Raw genomic sequence first — 17847 nt, forward strand, 5'->3', positions numbered from 1 at the left:
TGAACTGAGTCAGCTCATGTTGCCGAGCACATTGCCCAGGACGCCGCTGATGACATTGGTCATCGACCCCTGCGGGTCGGTCAGGGAGCCGAATACCTGGCCCGATCCGGAGTTGAGTGAGCCGAAGCCCATGTCCTCGAGGCTTCCGGCGCCGGCCTCGACGGGGTTCGGCTGCCGGATGGTGACGCACACGCCCATCGGATTGATGTCCCAGTCGCCCGCCGCCAGCACAATGTTGGTGCCGGCGCCGCTGTCGAGCTGAGAGCCGACAACTGCGTTATCGGGAACCTTGTAGGTGGTCTCCAATGCGATGATGCCGCCACCAGCAGTGGTCCATCCGCCGCCCTTTGCCACCACGGAGTTGTTGCCGACGACGACGGTCTTGGTGACGTCGTCCCACTTCTGGTCGCCGATAAGCCATTTGACGTTCAGGCGAGCCTTGACCAGCTGGAATCCTGCCGGGTGGAAATCGCGGATCTGATTGACGAGTGCTCCCGAACCGGAAACCTTTGTCAGGTAGGTGACCGTCTGGCCCGGGGCGACCTTGCCGTCGCCGACAACCTCCTTGCTGACGGTGTACGGCGTCCCGAGGGAACCGGCCCAACTGTCGGTGACCGACTGGTTGAGCGCGCATGCCGGTGCTGCTTGCGCCACCGAGGCTCCAAGTCCAACAGTGACGCCGGCGGCGATGAGAACGAGGGATGTAGTGGTTGCTACTGCGTGGCGAAGTGAGCGGCGGGCCATGTAGAACTCCATTCAGCGGGGTGCGTGACGGTTTGAGCAAAACTGTAACTAGTTCTACTGGACTTTCGTCCAAGATGTGGCTGATTTCAGAAAATTGTCAGGTTTCGGGTCGCCGTTGGTGTGTCGCGCTGCCGAATTCCACAGGTTCCGAGTTGTGAACAGGTTGTTTTCGGATGGCTTGGTTTTGTGGTGGTGGGTTGAGGGTGGTGGTTGGGACGCGTTTCGTATGGGCGGGCGCGGGGTGTGAGTGGTGGGGGCTGCGATGGCGAGGAATATGGCGTTGGGGGCTCGGGGCGAGGATGTGGCTGTCGAGTTCCTGATTGATGCGGGTTTGGAGATTGTCGAACGCAATTGGCGTTGTCGGTACGGCGAGTTGGATGTTGTTGCGACGTCCGGTGATCGAATTGTGTTCGTGGAGGTGAAGACTCGCTCGGGTGCCGGGTACGGGAGTCCGGCGGAGTCGGTGACGTTCGCGAAGCAGCGTCGGATTCGGGTGTTGGCGATGCACTGGCTCACTGATTCGGGCCGGTCGTGGTCGAGGGTCCGTTTCGATGTGGTGGCGGTGTTGATCGGCCGGGACGGCGTGCCTTCGGTCGAGCATTTTGTGGATGCGTTCTGATGGCGTTGGGGCGGGCGCATTCTGTTGCGGTCAGTGGTGTGGACGGGCAGATAGTGGAGATCGAGGCGGATATCGGGCGCGGGTTGCCTGCGGTGCATTTGGTGGGGCTGCCTGATACGGCGTTGCACGAGTCGCGTGATCGGATTCGAGCGGCGGTGACCAATTCTGGTGAGGAGTGGCCGGACAGCAAGGTGATTTTGGCGTTGTCGCCGGCGACGTTGCCGAAGGTGGGCAGTGTTTACGATTTGGCTTTGTCGTTGTCAGTTCTCGATGCGGCGAAGAAGTTGCCGCGGAAGTTGTTGCGGGAGACTGTGTTTTTGGGGGAGTTGGCGCTCGACGGTCGTTTGCGGACGGTGCGTGGTGTGTTGCCTGCGGTGCTTGCGGCGAAGCGGGCGGGGTGGGGGACTGTGGTGGTTCCGGCTCGGGCGTTGGCTGAGGCGGGCTTGGTGAAGGGGATCGAGGTGCTGGGCGCTGACGATCTGTCCGCGGTGATCGGGTGGTTGCGTGGGGAGTTGGCGCTTGCTGTTCCTGATGTTTTCGAGCGTGCTGGTGTGGTGGCGGTGCGGGATTTGAGTGAGGTTGTCGGGCAGACGGATGCTCGGTGGGCGATCGAGGTTGCTGCGGCGGGTGCGCATCATTTGATGTTGACGGGTCCGCCGGGGATCGGGAAAACGATGTTGGCGCAGAGGCTTCCGGGGATTCTTCCGCCGTTGACGGAGGGGGAGTCGTTGGAGGTGACGGCGATTCATTCGGTGGCGGGGGTGTTGCCGGAGGATCGGCCGTTGATCGATATGCCGCCTTTCATTGCGCCGCATCACAGTTCGTCGGTCAGTTCGCTGGTGGGTGGTGGTAGTGGGATGGCTCGTCCTGGTGCGGTCAGCCGCGCCCATCGCGGCGTGCTGTTTCTCGACGAATGTGCCGAGATCGGGGTGAAGGTGCTCGAAGCGCTACGCACACCACTCGAAGACGGGGAAGTGCGAATCGCCCGGCGGGACGGAGTTGCCCGGTACCCGGCGCGGTTCCAGCTGATCCTGGCCGCCAATCCCTGCCCATGCGCGCCACCGAGAGACGCGGATTGTGTCTGCGCACCCGCGGCGCGTCGCCGTTACCTGGGGAAATTGTCCGGCCCGCTCTTGGACCGAGTCGACATCAGGGTTCGGATGCAGGCCGTTGCAACCGGCGCGCTGATCGACGAAGTGGGAGAAAGCACCAGCGATGTTCGTGCGCGCGTGGCGGCGGCTCGAGACACTGCGGCCCAGCGGTGGAGTGAGTACGGGTGGCGGACCAACGCGGAGGTACCAGGGCCGGCGTTGAGACAGAAGTTCAGACTCTCGCGTGCAGCGCTGGCGCCGGTGGAACGGGCGCTGCGTAAAGGTGTCATCACTGCTCGTGGGGCGGACCGAGCGTTGCGGGTTGCCTGGAGTGTCGCCGATCTGGCAGGTGAGGCGATGCCCGGACCAGACCAAGTTGTCACCGCACTCGACTTCCGAGACAGGGGATTCCAATGACTGCACACGATCCACGACTACTCGCTTGGGCATATCTGTCCCGCGTCGTGCAGGGCCCAAGCGCGTATATGTCCATGTTGATCGACGAGCTCGGGGTCGAAGAAACTGCGAGGGCGGTCCGCAACGGCGATCTGCCACCCGCGATCGAGGAGAAGACGCGAGCCCGCGCTCACATCGACACAGCCCAACGAGACCTCGACCTGATGGAGGCGATGGGTGGCAGACTCGTAACACCGAATTGCGCCGATTGGCCGGCGTGGCGAATGCTTTCCTTTGACGGACTCGATCCCTCCGGGGGTGGGACGGCGCCATTTGTGTTGTGGGTGTTGGGGTCCGGGGATTTGGTTGATCTGACCGAGAGATCGGTTGGAATTGTGGGCACGCGGGCATCTACTGTGTACGGCGAACACGTGACGGCAGAGATTGCCGGTGACCTGGCTGTCGACGGGTGGACCGTGATTTCCGGGGCGGCCTTCGGTATCGACGGGGCCGCGCACCGCGCTGCATTGGGCGTAGGTGGAACCACACTGGCTGTCTTGGCCTGTGGCGTGGATCGGGCGTATCCGTCAGGGCATGCGCGACTACTCAAACAGATAGCGAGTTCGGGTGCAGTGATAAGTGAATATCCGCCGGGCACAACACCTGCAAAGTTCCGGTTTCTGGCAAGGAATCGACTGGTAGCTGCGTTGTCGGACGGAGTAGTGGTGGTCGAGGCGGGTTGGCGCAGTGGTGCACGCAATACCGCCAATTGGGCTCGGAAGTTAGGCCGTCCCGTGATGGCGGTGCCCGGACCGGTTTCCTCGGCATCGTCGACCGGATGTCACCGGATGATCCGCGAAGGTGAAGCGCAACTCGTTTCCAATGCCGTGGATGTAGTCGAAGCTTCAGGCCCATTTGGTGTCGGGGATTCCGCGGAGGATGCAGCCGCGACGCGTGACATCGACGCATTGCGAGGCAATTCTCGATTGGTATACGAAGCATTGCCGGGAACGGGGTCTCGCAGTACGCGTGAGTTGTCCGAGGAATCGGGATTGCTCATAGCTCAGGTTCGTGCCACTCTTCCTCTGCTCGAACTGGAGGGATTTGCAAGTTCTGATTCCAGTGGTTGGTTTCGGACGCGGTAGTACGTGAACTACTTCTGCGCCCGTCAGACCATGCGTGGCGATGCTCACTAATCGTTTGCGAAGACCGTGAATCGTCAATACCCGCAGCGCATCGGAAATGGCACGTCAGGGCTATTTTTCACGAATTTGCTCGACTGTGTGCAATGTAATTCTCGATGCGTTTCGCCGACCCGACCTGCAAGTTCGACGGGTCTCAGGAAAGCCTCAGGTCAATGTGCGTGGAAGTCCGATTAGTCTGGATCACGATGACGGCGGGCATTGATTGACACCCGGCATCCGAGGGATGAATGTGCAGAATTTTCAGGGTCGTGTTCGGTCGAGGCAATGCCGCTAACCCGCTGCTAATTCGGACCATTGAGTCTGTTCGGAAACGGTGAAGGCTTTCGAACTTCTTTTGTTCATCAACGCTCTATCTGTGTATTGTGAAGGAGAATTGAATCGATCATTGAAAGAGGAGTGCAATGGCTGAGAAGCTGATTCGGCAACTCATCGACGACCTTGATGGTAAGCCGATTGACGATGGATTCGGTGATCGAATTGAGTTCTCTTACCAGGGAACGGATTACGTGATCGATCTGCGCGCCACCAATGCAGAGAAGTTCGACGCTGCGGTGAAGCCGTTCGTGGAGGCTGCTGCGAAGGTGAGCGGGAAGCGCGGCAAGAAGGCTCAGGCTGCATCTCCGCAGGCCACATCAGGTTCCGGACGCTCCAAGGAGACGCTCCAGGCCATCCGTGACTGGGCAGGTAAGAACGGTTACGAAGTTGCTCCGCGTGGGCGTATCAAAGCGGAAATCATCGACGCTTTCGACGCTGCACACTAGATTGAATTAAATACACCTCTGGCTCTCGGCGAACTCGCCGGGAGCCAGAGGTGTATTTTACTGTTGCTTTGCCGAGTTCTCGGACAGCTTTGTCCGACAGGTCGTCCGTGTGAAGCTGATCAGATAATTCGTCTAAACAGCACCGAATTTACCCAGCAGATTGGTCGGTTTCTTTCGCTCTGTACAAAGGTCGACAGAGCGCTGTGTGGAGTCGCCGGCGAGGTATTTCGCCCTCGTGCTGCAATTGTCGTGTACATTAGTTAGGTAACACTAACTTTCGGAAGGATCTTTCTGTGGCCAAGCCGACAACTGCATTGACGGTTCTGCGGACCGAACAATTGACCCCCCATATGGTACGAGTGTTTCTCGGGGGACCAGGCTTCGAGTCGTTCACTCCCAGCGAATACAGCGATTCCTATGTAAAGATCGAATTCGGCACTCCTGATCAGCCGACACTGCGCACCTACACGATTCGTTCGTACGATCTTGATGCCAAAGAGATTGCAATCGATTTTGTCGTCCACGGCGACATGGGTGTCGCAGGTCCGTGGGCCGCGTCAGTTCAGCCGGGCGCTGAGATTACTCTGCGGGGACCCGGTGGCGCGTTTTCGCCGTCACCAACCGCTGATTGGTATCTCTTCGTCGGAGACGAGACCGCGATACCCGCTATTTCCGCGTCGATAGCGCGATTGGCGCCGCATGCGGTCGGCTACGCCGTCGTCGAGGTCGGGGGACCGGAAGACGAAATCGCGCTCGATGCCCCAGAAGGTATTGCCGTGACCTGGCTGCATCGCGGGGCATCGTCCGACGCGGTCGGCGAAGAATTGGCGGGCGACAACGCTCCGGTTGTCGCCGCGGTGAAGGCTCTCGAGTGGTTGCCGGGCGAACCGCACGTGTTCATTCACGGTGAAGCGCAAGCCGTCATGCACAACCTCCGGCCGTACATTCGCAAGGAACGAAATGTCCCGGCGTCGGCCGCTTCCATTTCCGGCTATTGGCGTCGTGGTCGCACCGAAGAGGGCTTCCGGGTCTGGAAGTCCGAACTCGCCGCGGCCGAAAACTAACTCGCGGCGGCCGTGCCGCGAGTCAGCAACACGAGCGCAACGGCCGCGAGAACTCCGAAGGTGGGAATTGCGATTGCCATCGGAACTGCCGTGTCTTCTCCCGCAATTCCCACCAACGGCGAAACCAGCGCCGCCAAGCCGAACTGGCCCGCTCCCATCAGCGCTGAACCGGTCCCGGCCGCGTTGGTGACCTCTCCTTGGGCGAGAGCGGTCGCATTCCCCATGATGAACCCGATGCTCGAAATTGCCACGAACAGTGGGACCAAGATCAACCAGGTATTCGTGGAACTGAAAACCACGCTGGTGCAGAACAATACGGCGCCGCCCATGAGGAGTAGGCGCACCCCGAAACGCAGCAGCGTGCGTGCTCCGACGCGACCGAGCAGGCGAGTGGTGATCATCGCTGCCGTGACCATTCCGGTGGCGTTCACTGCGAACACGATCGAGAATTGTGACGGACTCAGCCCGAGAACGTTCTGAACGACGAACGGTGACGCGGAGATGTACGCGAACAAGGCGCCGAATCCGAAGACGAATGCGAGCGCATATCCGAGGTAGTGCCGATTGCGGACCACGTATCGCAGATTCGAGATCAGTGCCTTCAATCCGCCGCCGTGGCGTCGCTCGGGCGGAAGTGTCTCGGGAACGAGCAAAACGACACCAGCCACCATTACAGCGCCCGCGACCGCCAGGACCCAGAAGATCCCGCGCCACCCGACGGGGCCGAGAAGTGCGCCGCCGATCAGTGGCGCGACCACGGGAGCGATACCGCCGATGATCATCATGATGCTGAAGAGCTTCGCTGCGTCGTCGCCACGCGCTCGGTCGGCAATACAAGCGCGGGCAAGAACGATGGCAGCGCCTCCACTCAAGCCCTGGACGAGTCGTGCACCGATGAGCAACTCGATGTTCGGCGCCACCGCGCATGCCGCGCCGCTCAGTGCCGTGATGATTGTCGCGGCCAGCAGTATTCGTCGCCTGCCAAGTCCGTCGGAGATCGGACCGATGATCAGCTGGCCGATTCCGAGGCCTGCCATGAAGGTGGTCAGCGTGAGCTGAACGCTGGCCGCAGTAGTGTCGAGTGCATCCGCCATCAACGGTAGGCCGGGCAGGTACATGTCGATGGACAGTGGAGCGATTGCGGAAATCAGTGCCAGTACGCACAACATCTTCACAGGAATTGCTCGATTCACCGATCAACCCTATCGGCGAGGGAGCTTGCAGTTTCAATCGCGGCGAGCGAGCGTGTGTTCATGACTGACGCATTGCCGGCGAGCTTGAGCGTTCACCTCGATGCGTATGCCGAGCACCTCCGACTGAGCCGAGGCCGGTCGGAACACACGATCCGCGCCTACGTCGGTGACGCGCGGGCATTGCTGACCCATTTCTCCGCGGGTTCGGAGAATGCAGATCTCGACCGCCTCGACCTAAGTGTCATGCGTTCGTGGTTGGCCGCCCAGAATGCCGTAGGAATAGCCCGTACGACGGTAGCTCGACGGGCTTCTTCGGCGCGTGGGTTCACTGCGTGGCTCGCGCAGACCGGACGCATTTCCGTCGACCCGGGCACACGTCTGGCGGCTCCACCAGCTCGCCGGACGCTGCCGACGGTGCTGCGTCAGAGCCAGGCCCTCGACGCAATGGATGCGGCGGAAAGCGGTGCGCAGCAACAAGAGCCGCTCGCCCTGCGAGACCGACTCATCGTGGAATTGTTGTACTCCACCGGAATTCGCGTCGGCGAGTTGTGTGGACTGGACGTCGAGTCGGTCGATGCCGATCGACGATTGCTTCGTGTTCTCGGCAAGGGGAACAAGGAGCGGTCGGTGCCATACGGCCTGCCCGCAGAATCGGCACTGAACGGCTGGCTGGAGCACGGACGACCCGCGCTGTGTTCGGATCGGTCCGGGCGAGCGTTGCTCCTCGGAGTTCGAGGCGGCCGGCTCGATCAGCGTCAGGCGCGTTCGGTGGTCCACGAAACCATGGCTGCAATTCCAGGGGCTCCCGACATGGGTCCGCACGGGCTTCGGCACTCGGCTGCGACACATTTGCTGGAGGGTGGTGCGGACCTTCGTGTGGTCCAAGAACTCCTCGGTCATGCGAGTTTGGCGACCACTCAGCTGTACACGCACGTGTCGGTCGAACGGCTTCGATCCGTCCACGATCAGGCCCATCCGCGCGCCTGATTTGTGGAGCGACGCGAGTTCTCGGCCGGTATTTGGTAGCGTCGCAGCTCAGAAGAGTGAACAATCGGCAAAGTTCGATCGTCGTATCGAGACACTCGATTACATGCGATATCCGGGGGATTCGTGAACCGCCAAGATGTGAAGCACCTGCCGAACAGCGGCCAACCAGCCTGGCTGTCCGAATCGCCGCAACCGGCTCCCGAGCCGGCGCCGACGCCGGAGCCTGTGGCGCGACTGCAAGAGGTCTGGTCCACGCCACCGCCACCGTCGAGCCAACAGCAGGTGACAAACCAGGATCTGGTTGCCGAAGCTTTACTGAAACGCCCGAAACGGACGCCGCGTGGCGGCTGGCGAAGGGGATTGCATCGTGCGACCGGAGGTGTGGTCAATCTGGGGGATTCGACCAACGAACAGCGCAACCGTGCACTGGCCGCCCGAATCGAGCAGCCGATCCGCAACGACTACCGAGTCGCTCTGCTCTCGCTCAAAGGCGGCGTGGGCAAGACGACGGTCACGGTCGGACTCGGTGCGACGTTTGCTTCGCTGCGTGGTGACTGCGTCGTGGCGGTTGACGCCAATCCCGATTTCGGGACTTTGGCACAACGTGTTCCGCTGCAGACCAATTCGACAGTGCGCGATCTGATTGCTGCTAGACCGGACATAAAGAGCTATTCGGACGTTCGAGTGCACACATCCCAGTCGTCGAGTCGTCTCGAGGTGCTGGCGAGTGAGCAGGATCCGGCGATTTCGGAGGCATTCAGCGAGGCCGACTATCGCCAGGTCATCGACATCTTGCAGGTCTACTACAACATCATCCTCACTGATTGCGGTACCGGGATCATGCACTCGGCGATGAACGGCGTTCTGGATCTTGCCAATTCGTTGGTTCTCGTCAGTTCGCCGGCAATCGACGGAGCGCGCAGTGCAGCGGCAACGCTCGATTGGCTTCAGTTGCACGGATACGGCCATCTGGTCGAGCGGACCGTCGTCGTCATCAGCGCCGCCAGACCCGGGTCGAGCGTCATCGACATGGACGCGTTGGTGGACTATTTCATGCGTCGATGCCGCGCCGTCGAGGTCATTCCTTTCGACGAGCATCTCGCGGAGGGGTCGGTGATGGACCTCGAATTGATGCGACCGGCCACCAGACGAGCGTTCATGGAACTGGCAGCGATGGTGGCCGACGACTTCGCGGACGCTGTGGGTCGGCACGCCGTTTCCGAATGGCACTGATTCTGCGACCGATTTCTGCGACCGATCAGCCTCCTTTCAATGGCTTGAGCCTGAGCGGTTGCGACCGAACCAGTCCGAGTGGATCGAGATACTCGCGTCCTCTGCGCAAGCCCCAGTGCAAACATGCTTCGACAGCGCACCCTTCGTGCCCGGTTTCGAGGGTTCCGATCACTGACCTGGCTGCGACGCGTTCACCTGTGCGAACGACTGCGGTGACGGGTTCGTAGGTCGTGCGTAGGCCGCCGGAATGATCTATCGACACCGTCGGCTTTCCGGCGACCACTCCCGCGAACACCACGATGCCGTCGCCGGCCGCGAGGACGGATTGGCCGGCGCTGCCGCCGAGATCGACCCCGCGATGACCCGGCAGCCAGTTCTCGGCCGGTTTGTCGAAAGCGCGTTCCACGTGCGGCCGAGGAGCGAGCGGCCAGTCGAATCGCGTGTCTGCTGACGCCGTGCCTACGGCGACACAGCAGGAGATCACGGCAAATACCACGCCTCGTCGAGCTCCGCGCAAGATCGTCATTCCTTGATCTTGCGTGGAGTAGCGCACGCTTCAATGCAGATCAGACGGGTAATCCACAAGGTAGCCGCCGATCCACAACCGCCGGTTCGGTCTGTTGCTACCGGGGTGGTTATGGCATCGGGGGACGAGGACGTACACTTGTCGAGCGGTCTGTGCTCGCACAGTCCGACTTCGCGCGCCCGCGCACGTTTTCCGGCCTCGGCTGGTCCTGGTTCTCACGAAACAGGTCCGACGGCCGTGCGGGTGCCAGGGCAGGGATCACCCGATCGCCTGCATCAACCGGATTGAAAGTTTGAGGTACACAGCCATGGCTGTCGTAACCATGAAGCAGATGCTCGATAGTGGAACCCACTTCGGACATCAGACCCGTCGCTGGAACCCGAAGATGAAGCGATTCATCTTGACCGACCGCAACGGCATCTACATCATCGACCTCCAGCAGACGCTGACGTACATCGACAAGGCGTACGAGTTCGTCAAGGAGACCGTTGCCCACGGCGGCACCGTTCTCTTCGTCGGTACCAAGAAGCAGGCGCAGGAGTCCATCGCTTCCGAAGCGACTCGCGTCGGAATGCCCTACGTCAACCAGCGTTGGCTCGGCGGCATGCTCACCAACTTCACCACCGTTCACAAGCGTCTGCTTCGCCTCAAGGAGCTCGAGGCAATGGAGCAGACCGGTGGATTCGAAGGTCGCACCAAGAAGGAAATCCTCATGCTCACGCGTGAGATGACCAAGCTGGATCGCACCCTCGGTGGTATCCGCGACATGGCCAAGGTTCCTTCCGCGGTGTGGATCGTCGACACCAACAAGGAGCACCTGGCAGTTGCCGAGGCTCGCAAGCTGAACATCCCGGTCATCGCGATCCTGGACACCAACTGCGACCCCGACCTCGTCGACTACCCGATCCCGGGCAACGACGACGCCATCCGTTCCGCAGCACTGCTGACCAAGGTTGTCGCTTCCGCGGTTGCCGAAGGTGTGCAGGCACGTGCAGGACTGAGCGCCGACAAGGACGCGAAGCCCGAAGCCGGCGCAGGCGAGCCCCTCGCCGAGTGGGAGCAGGAACTGCTCTCGCAGGCAGCTCCGGCCGCAGAGGCTGAGGCAGCTCCGGCTGCAGAGGCTGAGGCAGCCCCCGCCGCAGAGGCACCGGCCACCGAGGCCTGATTCGTTGAAACCGGCCCTGACCAAGAGTTCTTTTGGTCAGGGCCGTTTCACCGTTAGGCCCGAGCACCACCGTCAGGCCGTGCTTCACCGTTAGGCCGTGCTTCACCGTTAGTCCTAGGTCCGAAACAGACACATGAGGAGGCTCGCTAATCATGGCGAACTACACCGCCGCTGACGTCAAGCGGCTCCGTGAGCTCACCGGCTCCGGAATGATGGCATGTAAGAACGCACTCGCAGATGCAGACGGCGATTTCGACAAGGCCGTCGAGCAGCTGCGCATCAAGGGCGCGAAGGATGTCGGAAAGCGCGCAGAGCGCACCACCGCTGAGGGTCTCGTCGTCGCCAAGGACGGCGTCATGATCGAGATCAACTGCGAGACCGACTTCGTCGCCAAGAACGACGAGTTCATCAAGCTGGCCGACGAGATCGTGACCGTCGCTGCTGCTGGTAAGCCTGCTGACCTCGACGCTCTCAAGGCGCTCGAGCTCGACGGCAAGACCATCGACACCGTCATTGCGGAGCAGTCCGCGAAGATCGGTGAGAAGCTCGAACTGAGCCGCGTCGCTTCCTTCGACGGCCCCGTTGCCGTTTACCTGCACAAGCGCAGCTCCGACTTGCCGCCCGCTGTCGGCGTTCTCGTCGAGTACACCGGTGAAGGCGATGCTGCTGCTGAGGCCGCTCGCGGCGCTGCAATGCAGGTCGCAGCACTCAAGGCGAAGTACGTCACGCGTGACGAGGTTCCCGAGGAGATCGTCGCTTCCGAGCGTCACATCGCCGAAGAGACCGCCCGCGCAGAAGGCAAGCCCGAACAGGCACTGCCGAAGATCATCGAAGGCCGCGTCAACGGTTACTTCAAGGACGTCGTTCTGACCGAGCAGTCTTCGGTCACGGACTCCAAGAAGACCGTCAAGGCGATCCTCGACGAGGCAGGCGTGACCATCAAGCGCTTCGTGCGTTTCGAGGTCGGCGCCTCCGCTTAATTCGGAGCCCGCACACATGGACCCCGCCTGAAGAGCATTTGCTCTACCGGCGGGGTCTACGTGTACCTGGGGCCTCCGATGAGGCAGGATGAGAGTGCCTCGGGACGAGTCCCGGGGGCTTTCCTATGCCGCGGTGTCCGATTCGGCGGCAGAAGAAGAATGAAGGACCTACAAGGTCTTGTATCGAACTGAGGAGAACAATGTCCGAACCAGCCAACGAACGTCCAGGATTCAAGCGGGTCCTGCTCAAACTCGGCGGCGAAATGTTCGGAGGCGGCAAAGTCGGTCTCGATCCCGACGTGGTCACCAAGGTGGCTGAGCAGATCGCAGAGGTCGTTCGATCGGGCGTACAGGTTGCAGTGGTCATCGGCGGCGGAAACTTCTTCCGCGGGGCGGAACTGCAGCAGCGTGGCCTCGATCGCGCGCGCTCCGACTACATGGGCATGCTAGGCACCGTCATGAACTGCCTCGCTCTGCAGGATTTCCTGGAGAAGGCGGGCGTCGATTCTCGCGTGCAGACGGCCATCACCATGGGCCAGGTCGCCGAGCCGTACCTCCCCCTTCGCGCACGCAGGCACCTCGAGAAGGGGCGCGTAGTCATTTTCGGTGCCGGGATGGGTATGCCCTACTTCTCGACTGACACCACTGCTGCGCAGCGCGCGCTGGAGATCGGTGCCGAGGTAGTGCTGATGGCCAAGGCTGTCGACGGCGTCTACTCGGCCGACCCGCGTCTCGACCCGGACGCGACGATGTACGAACAGATCACGCACCGTGAGGTCATCGAACGTGAGCTCAAGGTCGCGGACGCGACGGCATTCAGCCTGTGCATGGACAACTCGATGCCGATGATGGTGTTCAACCTCCTCACCGAAGGAAACATCGCTCGCGCGGTGTCCGGTGAGAAGATCGGCACCCTGATCAAGTCGTGAGTGACACCCAAAAAATGATGCAGAACAACATGGAGGAACAGCCGTGATCGATGAAGCGCTCTTCGAGGCAGAAGAGAAGATGGAAAAGGCTGTCACGGTAGCCAAGGACGATCTCGGCTCGGTTCGCACCGGACGCGCGAACCCCGGTATGTTCTCGCGCATCGTGATCGACTACTACGGTTCGATCACGCCGATCACGCAGCTCGCGAGCATCAACGTCCCCGAGGCCCGCATGGTCATCGTCAAGCCGTACGAGGCTTCGCAGCTCAACGCGATCGAGACGGCGATCCGCAACTCGGATCTCGGTGTGAACCCGTCCAACGACGGCAGCATCATCCGCATTTCGGTTCCGCAGCTCACGGAAGAGCGTCGACGTGAACTGGTGAAGCAGGCCAAGTCCAAGGGCGAGGATTCGAAGGTCACGCTGCGCAACATCCGCCGCAAGGCGATGGACGAACTCAGCCGGATCCAGAAGGACGGTGAAGCCGGCGAGGACGAGGTCGGTCGCGCAGAGAAAGAACTCGACAAGACCACGGCGAAGTACGTGCACACGGTCGAGGAACTCGTCAAGCACAAGGAAGCAGAGTTGATGGAGGTATAGCCTCCTCATTTGCAGTGTTTGTCGTCGGGAGTAGATCAGGGAGTTTGGGTGCACGCACAAGAGGGAACCGCCGGTGGTCCCGTCACGGACGGGCCTACGGGCGGCGCTGAGGGCGCGCAACCGCCGAAGTCGAAGGCGGGCAGGAACCTACCTGCCGCCATCGGCGTCGGAGCTGGCCTCGGCGCCTTGGTCATCGGCACTTTGATCTTCCTGCCCCCGGGATGGATCGCTGTCGTCGCGATCGCGATGTTCATCGCGACGTGGGAGGTCACCACGCGGCTTCGTGAAGCCGACATCGAGGTGCCGCGAATTCCCCTTCTCGTCGGCGGGCAAGCCACGATCTGGCTCGGCTGGCCGTGGGGACCGGTCGGGGTGCTCAGCGGATTCATCGCAACCGTCCTGGTGTGCATGGTGTGGCGGTTGTTCGACCACGGGCTCAAAGCGACCCCGAAGAACTTCCTGCGAGACACCTCCATCACGGTGTTCGTTCTGGCGTGGATCCCGCTGTTGGCGTCATTCGGTGCGTTGATGGTGCTCGAAGACGACGGCCCCGGTCGCGTCTTCGTCCTGATGATCGGTGTCGTGTGCTCCGACATCGGCGGCTACGCGGCTGGAGTGCTGTTCGGGAAGCACCCGATGGTGCCCGCTGTGAGCCCGAAGAAGTCCTGGGAGGGATTCGTCGGATCCCTCATTTTCTGCGTCATCGGCAGTTTGCTTTCGGTGACGTTGATCCTCGACGCGAATTCGATGATCGGCGTCCTGCTCGGTGTCGTCCTGGTGGTAGTCGCGACGGTCGGCGACCTGATCGAATCGCAGATCAAGCGTGAACTCGGCATCAAGGACATGGGAACCTTGCTTCCCGGCCACGGCGGAATCATGGACCGCCTGGATTCACTCCTGCCGTCGGCATTTGTCACCTGGCTGATTCTGTACGCACTCGTCTGATTTCTCGTGCGTGATTTCTTCTCCGGCCGATCCAAGCCCATTCCCAGTCCGAACATCTGGCATTGGCCGGACGTGTACGAAATCGAGAACCGTGCGCAGGATGTCGACGGTTCCCTCTGGGCCGCGATGCGAGCCCAGGTCGACTGGTCTGGACGCGATGTCGTCGATGTCGGCTGTGGGGCGGGGTTCCATCTACCGGAGTTCGCTCGTGCTGCCCGTCGTGTTGTCGGAGTGGAGCCGCACGCACCGCTGGTGAGGGCCGCGCGGGAACGAACCCGCGATTCGGCGTCGATCGACGTAGTCCAGGGTTCAGCAGAGTCCACGGGTCTGGTGGATGCTTCAGTCGATCTCGTTCATGCCCGTACGGCGTACTTCTTCGGAAAAGGCTGCGGCCCGGGAATTCGTGAGGCCATGCGCATCCTGAGGCCCGGGGGAGTCTTGCTGATCGTGGATCTCGATGTGAGCGCCGGCCCGTACGGGGAGTGGATGAGGGCGGATCTGCCCAAATACGATCCCGCGGCGGTCGAAGCGTTCTTCGAGGCTCAAGGATTCTCGCTCACGCGCGTCGAGACCCGGTGGGAGTTCGAGAATCGAGACGATATGCGGCGGGTACTCGGAATCGAGTTCACCGAGAAGACTGCCGAGCGTGCGTTCTCGCAAGTAACGGGATTGGGCTTCACGGTGCGATACCGGATCCATGTTCGGTCCAAACCACGATCACTCGAACTTGCGTGAAGGCGGGCTCAAAAGACGAACGTCAGGCGCTCCGACTTGAGCGCCTGACGTTTTCTGCACCGATTCAGTAGTAAAAAAATCAGTGATCGGTGGGGATGTGGAACAGGGTGGCGAGCTTGTGAATCTTCTTCGCCTTGGCGAGCTTGGGCAAGTCGCTGCCGTCGCGCACGCGTGAGCCGTCTTCGCCGAGATCGTCGATGACATTCTGAGCCCAGATCGCGTCGGCTACAGAGGGACTCAGTCCTGCGTTGACGGGGGCAGTCTGCGCGGTGGTCATGCAGAGTTTGCCGGCCATGCCGAGTGACAAGGTGATCGCACAGTCTCGGGCGAGCAGATCCAGATCGGGGCCGAGCGTGGGACCGTCGATCGGCGGAGCGATGCGTGCCGCGCGGCTGGCGATGGTGAGCCGCGAACGCGGGTACGACATCGACGTGGGGGAGTCGTCCATCCCAGTGTCGCGCCGGAAGTCGCCGCTGCCGAATGCGAGACGGAAGATGCCGTCAGTGCGTGCGATCTCGGGCGCAGCCTCGAGTCCCACCGCGGATTCGACGAGAGCAAGAATCTTGGTGCCGTCGGGAAGTCGCTCGGCCGTGGCGTCGGCCTGCTGACCGCTTTCGGTCTTTGCGAGCATGACACCCTCGAGTCCGGGGAGGCCCGCGAGTACGGCCAGATCCTCTTCCCAGAACGGTGTCGTGGCGTCGTTGATCCGAACCCAGGCGTGATTGTGTTCGCTCAGGAATGCGGCGACATCGCGGCGGGCAGCTGGTTTGTTGGGTGCGGTGACGGCATCCTCGAGGTCGAGAATGACGGCGTCGGCCGCACTCGCGAGTGCGGCGTCGAAGGTGTCCGGTTTGGACGCGGGGACGAGGAGCCAGGATCTTGCCTGCTGCGGGGCAATTCGCGAGGTCACAGGTCTCTCCATGTGAGTAGTCACATCAGGGCCTTTCCGGTGATTTCCACGACATCAATGATGCCTGCTGGCCCATCGATCGACCCAATTGCGTAACTAGATTTCAGTCACATCTGCCGCTTCGCTGCGCGCCGGATCTGAATGATGCGAACGCCGCCTGCCAACGCCATGATCAATGCGCCCGCGATGGCGGAAAGCAGGATCGTGATTCCGAGCGGAAAGTCGATCTGCCAGGCGAGGATCTTGACGGAGACGCTCTCGAGGTTCTGCAGGATGAACACCAGCAGTAAGATCAACACGATTGCACCTATGACCAGGCCAACCCAGGTCGTGGCGGCTCTGGTTCGGTCGGTGACCGACGTTCCGGTCGGCACCGGTTCAGGCGTCGGTGTCGGTTCCGGATCGTGTTTTTCCACTGCCTTGTTCTCGTCCACCTTCGGAAGTTCCGGATCGGGGCCGAAACCGTCGGCTGGGCCGTACACGGGGGAATTCGACGGATCCTCTGGTGTGGTTGACATGACATGATCATCACTCAACCTACGCGAAGTTGCACGGGTAATCCGGCCACAATCGGGTGGCAGTGGGGTAGCACCCCAAAACAATGGGACAATGGTGTAACTATGGCTGCCTCTCTTCCCCTCGTTTTCACTGCACCCAAGCGCGGAATGCCTCCACGGCACCTCGCCGATCTCGATTCCGCCGAGCGCAAAGAAGCGGTGAAAGAGCTCGGCCTTCCGGCTTTCCGGGCCGATCAGCTGGCGCGTCAGTACTACGCGCGGCTGGAAGCCGATCCGGAGAAGATGACCGATCTCCCCGCATCGGTGCGCGAGAAGGTGGGGGAGTCGCTGTTCCCGACCTTGTTGACCCCGATCAAGCACCTCGCGTGCGATTCGGGCGACACTCGCAAGACCCTGTGGAAGGCACATGACGGAACGCTGCTCGAAAGCGTCTTGATGCGCTATCCCGACCGGGCAACACTTTGCATCTCGAGTCAGGCAGGCTGCGGAATGGCCTGCCCGTTCTGTGCGACGGGTCAGGGCGGCCTCGACCGCAACCTCTCGACCGCCGAGATCGTCGATCAGGTTCGCGAGGCAGCGGCCGCCATGCGCGACGGTGAAGTCGCCGGCGGCCCCGGACGCCTCTCGAACGTCGTGTTCATGGGTATGGGCGAGCCTTTGGCGAACTACAAGCGTGTGGTGGCAGCGGTACGACGGATCACCTCGCCTGCACCCGACGGCCTCGGCCTGTCTCAGCGGTCCGTCACGGTCTCGACCGTCGGCCTCGCTCCCGCTATCCGCAAGCTCGCTGACGAAGGCCTGAGCGTCACGCTGGCGGTATCGCTGCACACACCGGACGACGAACTGCGCGACACTCTTGTCCCGGTCAACAATCGCTGGTCAGTGTCGGAGGTACTTCAGGCTGCCCGGTACTACGCAGACAAGACCGGTCGCCGTGTGTCCATCGAGTACGCGATGATCAAGAACGTCAACGATCAGCCGTGGCGCGCGGACATGCTGGGCAAGAAGCTGAAGAAAGCACTTGGCGGGTTGGTGCACGTCAACCTGATTCCGCTCAACCCGACTCCGGGCAGCGAGTGGGACGCGAGCCCCAAGGACGTCGAGCGTGAGTTCGTGCGTCGGGTCATCGCCCAGGGCGTCTCGTGCACGGTGCGCGATACGCGCGGTCAGGAAATCGCCGCAGCCTGTGGCCAGCTGGCAGCCGAGAACTGAAACGTTCCAGGCCTGAAACACGTAAAGAGAAGG

19 protein-coding genes are annotated in these 17847 nt (G+C 61.6%); 14 read left to right on the forward strand and 5 right to left on the reverse strand.

Annotated features, from left to right (window positions below; all coding sequences use genetic code 11):
* Positions 1-9: 9 nt before the first annotated feature.
* On the reverse strand, positions 10-744 hold the full coding sequence (locus QM609_RS27415; protein ID WP_030535439.1) for a hypothetical protein: 735 nt from the start codon (positions 742-744) through the stop codon (positions 10-12).
* A gap of 262 nt (positions 745-1006) precedes the next feature.
* On the opposite strand from QM609_RS27415, the gene QM609_RS27420 reads away from it, so the two are divergent.
* The 5 genes from QM609_RS27420 to QM609_RS27440 all read left to right on the forward strand — a co-directional run bounded on the left by QM609_RS27420 (position 1007) and on the right by QM609_RS27440 (position 5880).
* Positions 1007-1363: a YraN family protein gene (locus tag QM609_RS27420; RefSeq protein ID WP_039973464.1), complete on the forward strand. Its 357-nt coding sequence runs from the start codon at positions 1007-1009 to the stop codon at positions 1361-1363.
* Positions 1363-2871, forward strand: coding sequence for a YifB family Mg chelatase-like AAA ATPase (locus QM609_RS27425; protein ID WP_007734866.1), 1509 nt, complete (start codon positions 1363-1365; stop codon positions 2869-2871). The genes QM609_RS27420 and QM609_RS27425 overlap by 1 nt, the downstream gene beginning before the upstream one ends.
* Complete coding sequence (dprA, locus tag QM609_RS27430; RefSeq protein WP_050656824.1) at positions 2868-3995, forward strand: DNA-processing protein DprA; 1128 nt, start codon at positions 2868-2870, stop codon at positions 3993-3995. Before QM609_RS27425 ends, dprA begins: the two co-directional genes overlap by 4 nt.
* Positions 3996-4456: 461 nt before the next feature.
* Complete coding sequence (locus tag QM609_RS27435; protein WP_003942721.1) at positions 4457-4816, forward strand: histone-like nucleoid-structuring protein Lsr2; 360 nt, start codon at positions 4457-4459, stop codon at positions 4814-4816.
* 293 nt (positions 4817-5109) lie between these two features.
* On the forward strand, positions 5110-5880 hold the full coding sequence (locus QM609_RS27440) for a siderophore-interacting protein (protein ID WP_050656823.1): 771 nt from the start codon (positions 5110-5112) through the stop codon (positions 5878-5880).
* Here the strand turns inward: QM609_RS27440 and QM609_RS27445 are convergent.
* Positions 5877-7049, reverse strand: coding sequence for a multidrug effflux MFS transporter (locus QM609_RS27445; RefSeq protein ID WP_042924467.1), 1173 nt, complete (start codon positions 7047-7049; stop codon positions 5877-5879). The two genes, QM609_RS27440 and QM609_RS27445, sit on opposite strands and share 4 nt — an antisense overlap.
* Before the next feature lie 84 nt (positions 7050-7133).
* Here QM609_RS27445 and QM609_RS27450 point away from each other — a divergent pair, with 84 nt between their 5' ends.
* Together QM609_RS27450 and QM609_RS27455 are read left to right on the forward strand one after the other, a co-directional pair.
* Entirely contained in the window at positions 7134-8060 is a 927-nt protein-coding gene (locus tag QM609_RS27450; protein ID WP_042924466.1) for a tyrosine recombinase XerC, read from the forward strand.
* Between the two features lie 123 nt (positions 8061-8183).
* Entirely contained in the window at positions 8184-9293 is a 1110-nt protein-coding gene (locus QM609_RS27455) for a MinD/ParA family ATP-binding protein (RefSeq protein WP_003942711.1), read from the forward strand.
* Positions 9294-9318: 25 nt separating this feature from the next.
* On the opposite strand, the gene QM609_RS27460 is transcribed toward QM609_RS27455, so the two are convergent.
* Positions 9319-9819 carry a M23 family metallopeptidase gene (locus QM609_RS27460; RefSeq protein WP_042924423.1) on the reverse strand — a complete coding sequence of 167 codons (501 nt, stop codon included), beginning with the start codon at positions 9817-9819 and terminating at the stop codon, positions 9319-9321.
* A 307-nt stretch (positions 9820-10126) separates the two neighbouring features.
* Here QM609_RS27460 and rpsB point away from each other — a divergent pair, with 307 nt between their 5' ends.
* The 6 genes from rpsB (at position 10127) to QM609_RS27490 (ending at position 15174) form a co-directional block, all read left to right on the forward strand.
* A complete protein-coding gene (rpsB, locus tag QM609_RS27465; protein WP_003942709.1) occupies positions 10127-10984 on the forward strand; it encodes a 30S ribosomal protein S2 in 858 nt (285 codons plus the stop codon).
* 152 nt (positions 10985-11136) lie between these two features.
* The gene (tsf, locus tag QM609_RS27470) at positions 11137-11964 is read left to right on the forward strand and encodes a translation elongation factor Ts (RefSeq protein WP_007734877.1); all 828 of its coding nucleotides are present in this window, start codon (positions 11137-11139) and stop codon (positions 11962-11964) included.
* Positions 11965-12164: 200 nt separating this feature from the next.
* Positions 12165-12893: a UMP kinase gene (gene pyrH, locus QM609_RS27475; RefSeq protein WP_003942722.1), complete on the forward strand. Its 729-nt coding sequence runs from the start codon at positions 12165-12167 to the stop codon at positions 12891-12893.
* Positions 12894-12936: 43 nt separating this feature from the next.
* On the forward strand, positions 12937-13494 hold the full coding sequence (gene frr, locus QM609_RS27480) for a ribosome recycling factor (protein WP_042924420.1): 558 nt from the start codon (positions 12937-12939) through the stop codon (positions 13492-13494).
* A 48-nt stretch (positions 13495-13542) separates the two neighbouring features.
* The gene (locus QM609_RS27485) at positions 13543-14439 is read left to right on the forward strand and encodes a phosphatidate cytidylyltransferase (RefSeq protein ID WP_050656822.1); all 897 of its coding nucleotides are present in this window, start codon (positions 13543-13545) and stop codon (positions 14437-14439) included.
* A gap of 6 nt (positions 14440-14445) precedes the next feature.
* Positions 14446-15174, forward strand: coding sequence for a class I SAM-dependent methyltransferase (locus QM609_RS27490; RefSeq protein WP_050656821.1), 729 nt, complete (start codon positions 14446-14448; stop codon positions 15172-15174).
* Between the two features lie 79 nt (positions 15175-15253).
* Here QM609_RS27490 and QM609_RS27495 read toward each other — a convergent pair whose 3' ends face one another.
* Together QM609_RS27495 and QM609_RS27500 are read right to left on the reverse strand one after the other, a co-directional pair.
* Positions 15254-16096: an HpcH/HpaI aldolase/citrate lyase family protein gene (locus QM609_RS27495; protein WP_030535660.1), complete on the reverse strand. Its 843-nt coding sequence runs from the start codon at positions 16094-16096 to the stop codon at positions 15254-15256.
* Positions 16097-16191: 95 nt separating this feature from the next.
* Positions 16192-16602, reverse strand: coding sequence for a LapA family protein (locus QM609_RS27500; protein ID WP_073512295.1), 411 nt, complete (start codon positions 16600-16602; stop codon positions 16192-16194).
* A gap of 102 nt (positions 16603-16704) precedes the next feature.
* Between QM609_RS27500 and rlmN the strand changes: the two genes are divergently transcribed.
* Positions 16705-17814 (forward strand): dual-specificity RNA methyltransferase RlmN, encoded by a 1110-nt coding sequence (gene rlmN, locus QM609_RS27505; protein WP_003942816.1) that lies wholly within the window; start codon positions 16705-16707, stop codon positions 17812-17814.
* Positions 17815-17847: the final 33 nt, after the last annotated feature.

This window comes from Rhodococcus sp. IEGM 1302 (assembly GCF_030056935.1).
In the GTDB taxonomy this organism is placed as follows: domain Bacteria; phylum Actinomycetota; class Actinomycetes; order Mycobacteriales; family Mycobacteriaceae; genus Rhodococcus_F; species Rhodococcus_F qingshengii.